Genomic DNA, 8,139 nt, shown 5'->3' on the forward strand with positions numbered 1-8,139 from the left:
GTTATTAACTCATGTTATTAATACGTACTGTTCTCATTTGAGTAATGAGCAAGAAAAGTATGCTTTATTCTATGCTGAATTAGTCCAGAAAGTCGCTGAGGTCGCAGCACAGTGGATGGCATCGGGATTTTGTCATGCTGTCTTAAATACTGATAATATGTCGATTACTGGTGAAAGTTTTGATTACGGTCCTTACGCTTTTATCCCTAATTTAGATCGACAATTTACTGCGGCTTATTTTGACCATTCTGGACGCTATAGTTACGGGAATCAGCCCGGAATCTGTAAGTTGAATTTGGAGTTGTTACAACGTCCCCTAGCTGCTGCTATTCGGACTAATGATATGGGCACTGCTTTATCCAAATTTGAAGATTTTTACGATGCTGAATATCGTCGTTTTATGTTGAGAAAGTTAGGTTTTGAGGAGTTAGATAATTCAGTCGATAATCCAGAATTAGCAGAACTTTTACGAGCTACATTACGATTTTTAAATAGTTATCCCGTTAGTTATCATCATTTTTTTAGTGATATCGCTACGACTTTTTCGAGTAAATGGCGTGATGATGCTAGTTGTATTTTAAGCGATTCGGAAATTGGACAATCTTTAGGAACATCTGATTTGTTTGTAAATTGGTCGGGTATTTATCATCGAATTTTGTCTAATTTATCACCAGATGAAATCGAGAAAATTTCTCTAACTTTAAATAAATATAATCCGAAAACAGTGATTCTCAGACCTGTAATTGAGTCTGTTTGGGAAAATATTGCTTCTTTAGATAATTGGATTCCTTTTTATGATTTGGTAAAGGAGATTCAGGGAGTTTAAGAAGAAAGAATTCAGGAATCAGGAGTTAGAGTACAAGCTACATAGTTTAATTTTGCGTTTTCCTTTAATCAAAAATATCCCCGACTTTGAAAAAATTGGGGATACAAAAAGATGACAAATTAAATGATTAGTAATAATTACATTCGCTGGTTGTAAATGGTTGATATGCGTTGGCAATAATGTGCTTTTGTCCGCTAAATTCTCTGCCATAATAACCATCATCAAATCCCCGTGCAAATTCTCCTCCAGCAGTACGTGGTTTATATTCATTTCCTCTTTTTGCGCTTTCCCTTCCTTGACGAAAACCATCGGAGTAAGCGCGTGGGTGGTATGCTGAGTCTTGGTCAAGTAGCCATTGTGTCACAGGTTGGCAGTATCTGATGGGATAATTTCGACGATTGCGATCGCGATAGTAACCACCATAACCCCCGTAGTAATTATCGAAGATACTCCGATCGTACCTGTAGTGTCTTCCCTCGCGATGCTTACCGCTAGCTGGTTGATGGTTGAGTAAAAATGCCAATATTGCGATCGCGATAAATAAAGTTACTGGGATAATCTTTTTCATCTCGATAATCTCCCCAGGGCTATTTTGTTTTTTCAAATTATGATATTTTTAATATATTATTTTTAGCTTTGAATAAACATCACCTGTATGGATTAATTTTTAGATGATTTGTTAAGTAGTTTGGAATATTTTTTAACGCAGAGTCGCGCAGAGGTTCACGCAGAGAGTAAAAGAAGAGAGTAAAAGAAGAGAGTAAAAGAGAGCTATTTGTTTGGTGTTTATCAAGCGTTGGGATACTCGCGATGGATTTTGCCAAATGAATGGTCAGCGTTAATTTCGATGACTAAGTTAACGTATTCTGGCAAACTTATTAATGGTTTGATGAATAATTCGGGATGTAAAGCACGCCAAAAGTAATTGACAAACTCTTCGATTTGCATGTCTGTCATTCCTGGTTTCCCGGTTGCTTTCATTTGATGTTCGGCTTGTTTTCGCCATTGTACTGAATAACGGTAATCTTGGGGATACAGTACAATTAAATTATCAATCCGTTCCCATAGTGGTAGATAGTGGGTAAGTTCACGGTTTATGTCGCGAGCAAAGGTTTTGTCTGAGACTGTGATGATTGGTGGAGGTGGATTATTGAATGCAGCTGCATCAATTGGACGTACTCCAACAAACCACCCTTCAAATAGGAGAATATCTATATGGGGAATAATTTCGGGATTACTTCTGTCTCCAGCTCCGTTATGGAGGGATTTATCGAAGCGGGGAATGGTAATTGGATTTTGGGGATTATTATTATGAGAATTACGAATTTCGTCTAGTACTGCTAAACCTAATTCTACATCATGGGTTCCCGGAGGACCACGCCAGATTAAACGGGAATCTTGCTGTAGTAAAATCATGCGATCGCAATAAGTTTTATATAAGTCATCCAGGGATAAACAAGCTGTACGATATCCCATTTGCTCCAATATTGCCGAAACAGATGCAGCTAATGTGGTTTTACCTGTTCCCTGCCCTCCTAATATTCCCTGAATGAAGGAACGACCCATTTTTTGATGGTTTTCAGCAATTTCCCTAGCTAATTTTTGATAAATTGTCATTTTTTTAATTGGGTAATTAGAAGTTACAAATGTATAAATACAATACAGGGAAATTACAAATGTAGAGATACGATGTATCGCGTCTCTGTTTAATTATGGGAATTGAAAATATTAATTTCCCTTTCCCCTACGAACCGAGTTTAAATGCTTCGATAAATAAACTGTAAATAAAACCGATTTTGAGGATATTTAGACATTCTAGCCAAATTGAACCAACGGCGAAACGACCACGGTAATATATTCGACTTGTGACTTCGGTTATGAAAACCAAAACTGCTGCAACAACGATGTCGAGTCGAGCTTGTTGCCCTGCCGTTGTGGAAATTGCCGTCCCCAGAAAAATTCCCAGCAAAAAGCTTATAATCAACAAAGACCAACGTCTCCAGGGATTATTCAACCATTTTCCCAACCTTTGTGCGATCGCATCAAATAAATCATTCAAACGAGTATTTTGCATTTTATGGCGATTTGGCAGAAAATCAAACTATTATTTAGGTAGGTATGCCAATTTGAGGATACCAAGTCTAGATTAACTAGCTATAAATATTATTGTGGGGGTCTTGTAGTTATGCTGCAAGCTTTTCGTTTCCAAATTTCTAACAAAAACAAGTGAAAGTAAAACTTTTGCTAAATATGTAACTTTTGACACATTTTCCCTCAAATAATATCCACCATTACAGGGGTGATTCCCCCTGAACTATTTCTTGATAAGTAAGATAATATACCTACTCAAATCAAGAAATATCATCTCCATCAGAAGCTTTCAGCTTTTCAATGGTAAAAAATTGACTGCGGCTAGACAAAGTTACCAATAAGAATCAAAAATACTTTTGCGGGAAGTGCTAATTTTGTGCTTTTGTTAATCGCAAAACTAAGTACTTATTTCTTTCTAAATTTATTTCTTTCTAAATTTATTTCTTTCTAAATATTTACATTGCTATGAAATTGCCAAAGTATCGTAACGCAATTCTCACTATTGGTTGTTTGGGTATACTGGGAATGTTTGCTGGATGTTACCAAGTGAGCGTATCTTTTGAACCGGAAGCGACAGAAGTAGCTTCAACTTCATCAGTTCCAGTTAATCAGTTAAATCAAAGCGAATTACACAACAGTGAACCAACTGGAAAATTATTACAAACAGGTTCAGTAAATACTCAGACGAAATTACTGTCATATCATCCAAATAGCGAGAAAAAAGCCACGGGGATCGGAAGTTTACGGATGAGTAATCAAACCACTCAACCCGTGCGTCTTGCCTTGTTAGCGCGACGTGGAGAAGTCAAAGGTGGGGGAACAACTGTGGCAGATGTCCCGGCACATTGGGACTTTGCACCTCAGGAGGGAAATGAAAAAGGGTTGTTATTATCTTTACCTAACGGTAATTTGAAGTTGGAAAAGGGTGATGTATTGGTTGCATTTGCCCAAGATGGTTCCCGTCGGTATTGGGGACCATATATAGTTGGAGAAACTCCTTTACCTGCTTGGAATGGGGAAGGGAAGGAATGGCAGCTGATTTTAAGTAATTAAAGCCAGGACTTACGCAACTGGCACATTTTTGATTGTAGGGTGTGTGACGATGAAAATAAATTTTGTACGTAGTTATATACTTGTAGCATCACGCACCATTATTGAATTGGAACAATATCGTCAGTCCTAATCGTTTTATTCTCCACTTCTCAGTCTCAATTTTCGACAATAAAGAACAAAAGTTGAGTAAAGGTAGTCAAAGGTATTGACTTGTGACTTCTGTATGTGAACCATTGATTATTGACTACCGACTTTTGATTCAATGACTAATCATGCTTTTGATGAATGGTGTAGGGATATGGAGAAGCGTCCAGTTCTAGCTGGGATATTCCCTGTTCTGTGGGTTGTTTTGGTGTCTGGGATTGGTTTTTTCTGGCATTTGGGGAGTGTGGGTTTGATTGATGAAACCGAACCTCTGTTTGCTGAAGCTTCCCGGCAAATGTTGGTGCGTGGGGATTGGATTACGCCATTTTTTAATGATGAAACCCGATTTGATAAGCCAGCTTTGATATATTGGTGTCAAGCGATCGCATATCAAATTCTTGGTGTGAATGAATGGGCTGTAAGACTTCCCAGCGCTTTAGTAGCAACTGCTGTGGTGGGTTTTTGCTTTTATATTTTGCAGTGGTATTGTGCCAAGCAAGATAATTTAGCAGGGGTTTCCCATCCCAGTCGTCGCTGGATGGTTGCTGGTTTAGGTGCTGCATTAATTGCCCTGAGTCCAGAAATGATTGTTTGGGCACGTGCTGGAGTGTCTGATATGCTTTTGACTTTCTGCATGGTTTCAGCTTTGTTATGTTTTTTCCTGGGATATGTAGCTGAGGAAGAGGAGAAAACAGAGAAAAATAGCCTTTTACCGAATCGTTGGTATACGGCTTTTTATATCCTAATTGGTGGGGCAATTTTAAGTAAAGGTCCCGTGGGGATTGTACTTCCAGGGTTGGTTATTGGAGGATTCTTGCTGTATGTGGGCAACTTTTGGCAAGTTTTGCGGGAAATAAAATTATTTATCGGTTTATTCATGATTGCCATTGTCTCATTACCTTGGTATGTGTTGGTAATTTGGCGTAATGGTTGGAATTTTATTAATGCGTTTTTTGGCTATCATAATGTCGAGCGTTTTACTGCTGTCGTTAATCGTCATTCAGCACCTTGGTATTTTTATTTTGTAGTTTTATTGTTGGGTTTTGCACCCTATTCGGTTTATTTACCAAGTGCAATTATCAAGGTGAAGTTTTGGCAGCGAAAATATTGGATGTCCCAGTCTCGCTTTCAGCAGTTTGGTTTATTTAATGTTGCTTGGGTATTTGGTATTTTTGGGTTTTTCACGATCGCAGTCACAAAATTACCTAGTTACATTTTACCTTTGATGCCTGCTGTGGGGATTCTAATTGCGTTGTTATTTGCGGATTTAATCAATCGAGATACCATTCGTGTCTCGACGATTCCAGGTTTCCGGATTACAGCTTGGGTAAATATCCTTTTTGTGACGATAATTGGTGTGACATCGTTTTACGTTCCTGGACTTTTTGGTCAAGATTCATCTGCACCAAATTTTAAACAGCTTTTACAGCAATCAAATTTAACTGAGGTATGCGGTATAATTTGGCTTGCGAGTGCAATATTCTTAAGTATTTTACTAATACGAAAATATTGGGTAGGGCTTTTTGGGGTTAATCTTGTCGCGTTTAGTTTATTTTTGTTATTTGTATTAACTCCTGCCCAGTATATTATGGACAGCGAGCGACAAATGCCATTGCGGAAATTATCTGCGATCGCAGTCCTTAACCAAAGACCAAATGAAGAATTGATTATGCTTGGTTTCAAAAAGCCATCTGTCGCATTTTACACCCAACGGCAGATTAATTATATTGGAGGTAGTGAAAGCGCTAGCGAATACATTCAAAATCAAGCAGTTAAGAAAGGTCAAAAATCGGTAATCGTGTTTGCACAACCGAAAAAATTTCCAGAAATGGGTTTACAACCAACCGATTACAAAATTTTAGGCGATCGCGGTGCTTATCAAGTAATTAGAGTACCCATTAAGAGTTAGGAGTGAGGAGTTTTGAGTTAGGAATTAAGATTATTCATCTAATCTTTCCTGTTATTTCTATTGCGACTCCTAACTCCTTAATCTAAAGCCCCTTCAAAGCCAAATGAATCTCACCTAATAAATCTTCCATTGAGATTGAACGGGGTAACACTTTCGCTCCAAGAATTGGTGAAACAATTACTTTTTCTTCTTCTTTTTCACTAGATTCAATTTTATTTAATCGCTGGTCGAGAATTAATACTGGAGGTAAATGGAATGGTAGTTTTTCTAACGCTTTCAAAGCCACCATAACTTCCTTCTTGGGTGTTGAATTATCCAAATAAATTAGCAACAAATCAACACTATGATGACGAATTTGCTGTAACATTTCTGCCCAGGAGCGAGCCATTGAAGCTTTTAATCCTCCTGTTTGTAAATACTGAATTAAAGCTTGAAACCATTCTGAACCACGGAAAAAATTTGGAGCTTCTAAACTGCGGGAAAATTGCTCTTCTATTTTTTTACTTCTATTTGTCTCAGTTCTAGAGTTACGTAATTGATTACTTTTTGCCTCTGGGAAATCAGGCAACATCATTAAATCAACTATTAAAGCACTGGAAGGACAACAGATTCCAGATGCAATTTGTAACACCGATAGTAATGCTTCTGATTTGTTTTCTGTACCTTGGGTTGTCAAACAGGGAAATACGGATAAACCCGGTATTTGCGATGCGGCTTGGGAAACATCAACGCTACATGTAACGATGGGTAAAACTGAGAGTCGGGGGTGTTTGCTGAGTCCTTCCAGATAGGATTTAGCTTGCCCAATTTCAGCATCCAATAAAACCACATCAAATTGCCAAACTCGTGATAACAACTCTGCTTGTTCGAGGTCATCAACTTCAATAACTCGATGATCGGGAAGTGATGGTTGGATATGGTTGTCAATATCAGGATTGACTAGCCGTAAAATTCTTAATGGAGTATTAACAATTACTTCTGCATTTTCTTTCTCAGACTTTTTTTGTTCAGATTTAATGCACAAGCGATCAAGCAATGGTGCAAGCATTTGATGTTGAACTGGTAAGCGTAAAAATCCATCAGCACGGTTAGCAAATGCTTGTTGTTTTTCTGCTCCAGTTGCGGTGATAATTGCGGGAATCCCACGGGTTGATTCTTCAGACTTCAGCAAAGTGAGTACATCCCATCCCGACAATAGAGGTAATACGGGATTGAGGAATATTGCTTTTGGTTGTAACCTGCGAGCTTTTTCAATTGCTTCGCATCCCGAACGTGCGATCGCAACTCGATATCCCAATCCAGTTAACTGTTCGGTAATTTCTTCAATATATCTTCCCACTGCTTCCACAACTAATATCAACCGTTGCGAGGGGTTAGGAGTCTGGTGAGATGCTGTGTCGTTTGCTGCTACTTCATCCTCAATTCGACCTGTTTGGCTGGTTGAAGAAATTCCATATTTTGCCTTGGGGAACATCCCTGAGCCTAGTCCCCTATGGCTGGCATGGGGATGACTTAAGTTTTCACCAAATGAGGTTTTGGGAGGGCTTGGAGGCAAAAGTAAGGTAAATTGACTGCCCTTTCCTTCTCGCGATAAAAAGCTGACATCTCCCCCATGAAGTCTTGCTAAAGCACGGGTTAGTACCAGTCCCAAACCAGTACCCTCAAACTGACGAGTTAGGGGATTTTCAAGCTGTTGAAATTTCTGGAAAATTAAATGTTGTTGGTGTTCCGCGATTCCAATCCCCGTATCCCAGACAGTAAAAGCAACCCAACCTTCCCAACGACTTACCCGCAAACCAATTTTACCCTCACCTTCAGTAAATTTGAAAGCATTGGAAAGCAGATGAACGAGCATTTGCCGTAATCGTAGTTCGTCGGCAACGATTTCATCAAGTCCAGCTTCAATCGTCAGGATGAACTGATGGTTTTGGTTAGTCGTTGCGGCTTTATTATTTTGGACATAAACAGCTTTAGCGTCAACAATAGCGCGATCGCAAACTGATTGAATCTTGACTAATCCCGCAGACAGTTCCATTTGCCCGGTTTCCATCCGCGTCAAGTCCAAAATATCGTTAACCACACTCATTAAGTGTCGTCCACTTTGATGGATCAATCC

General features: G+C 38.8%; 7 protein-coding genes. 3 read left to right on the plus strand and 4 right to left on the minus strand.

The features are described 5' to 3' along the window. Positions 1-826, plus strand: an 826-nt coding sequence (locus CK510_RS22045; protein WP_143289381.1) for a protein adenylyltransferase SelO family protein, incomplete at its 5' end; no start/stop codon positions are given. 127 nt (positions 827-953) lie between these two features. On the opposite strand, the gene CK510_RS22050 is transcribed toward CK510_RS22045, so the two are convergent. From CK510_RS22050 to CK510_RS22060, 3 genes are all read right to left on the minus strand, one after another. Next, positions 954-1,394, minus strand: coding sequence for a hypothetical protein (locus CK510_RS22050; protein WP_095723738.1), 441 nt, complete (start codon positions 1,392-1,394; stop codon positions 954-956). 221 nt (positions 1,395-1,615) lie between these two features. Next, positions 1,616-2,443 carry a glycerate kinase gene (locus CK510_RS22055; RefSeq protein WP_095723739.1) on the minus strand — a complete coding sequence of 276 codons (828 nt, stop codon included), beginning with the start codon at positions 2,441-2,443 and terminating at the stop codon, positions 1,616-1,618. A gap of 127 nt (positions 2,444-2,570) precedes the next feature. Further along, positions 2,571-2,900 carry a DUF565 domain-containing protein gene (locus tag CK510_RS22060; protein ID WP_095723740.1) on the minus strand — a complete coding sequence of 110 codons (330 nt, stop codon included), beginning with the start codon at positions 2,898-2,900 and terminating at the stop codon, positions 2,571-2,573. Positions 2,901-3,382: 482 nt separating this feature from the next. Here CK510_RS22060 and CK510_RS22065 point away from each other — a divergent pair, with 482 nt between their 5' ends. Further along, positions 3,383-3,970: a hypothetical protein gene (locus CK510_RS22065; protein WP_095723741.1), complete on the plus strand. Its 588-nt coding sequence runs from the start codon at positions 3,383-3,385 to the stop codon at positions 3,968-3,970. A 262-nt stretch (positions 3,971-4,232) separates the two neighbouring features. After that, positions 4,233-6,023, plus strand: a complete 1,791-nt coding sequence (locus CK510_RS22070; protein ID WP_095723742.1) for an ArnT family glycosyltransferase — start codon at positions 4,233-4,235, stop codon at positions 6,021-6,023. Positions 6,024-6,105: 82 nt separating this feature from the next. On the opposite strand, the gene CK510_RS33605 is transcribed toward CK510_RS22070, so the two are convergent. After that, positions 6,106-8,139 (minus strand): hybrid sensor histidine kinase/response regulator (locus CK510_RS33605; protein ID WP_245912306.1); only part of this gene is annotated, 2,034 nt, incomplete at its 5' end.

Origin of the sequence: Brunnivagina elsteri CCALA 953 (genome assembly GCF_002289455.1) — a bacterium.
GTDB classification, from domain to species: domain Bacteria; phylum Cyanobacteriota; class Cyanobacteriia; order Cyanobacteriales; family Nostocaceae; genus Brunnivagina; species Brunnivagina elsteri.

Excerpts from the sequence above, each read along its gene's own strand:
- CK510_RS22065 (WP_095723741.1), top strand. The coding sequence starts at position 3,383 with ATGAAATTGCCAAAGTATCGTAACGCAATTCTCACTATTGGTTGTTTG.
- CK510_RS22070 (WP_095723742.1), top strand. The coding sequence starts at position 4,233 with ATGACTAATCATGCTTTTGATGAATGGTGTAGGGATATGGAGAAGCGT.
- CK510_RS22055 (WP_095723739.1), bottom strand. The coding sequence starts at position 2,443 with ATGACAATTTATCAAAAATTAGCTAGGGAAATTGCTGAAAACCATCAA.
- CK510_RS22060 (WP_095723740.1), bottom strand. The coding sequence starts at position 2,900 with ATGCAAAATACTCGTTTGAATGATTTATTTGATGCGATCGCACAAAGG.
- CK510_RS22050 (WP_095723738.1), bottom strand. The coding sequence starts at position 1,394 with ATGAAAAAGATTATCCCAGTAACTTTATTTATCGCGATCGCAATATTG.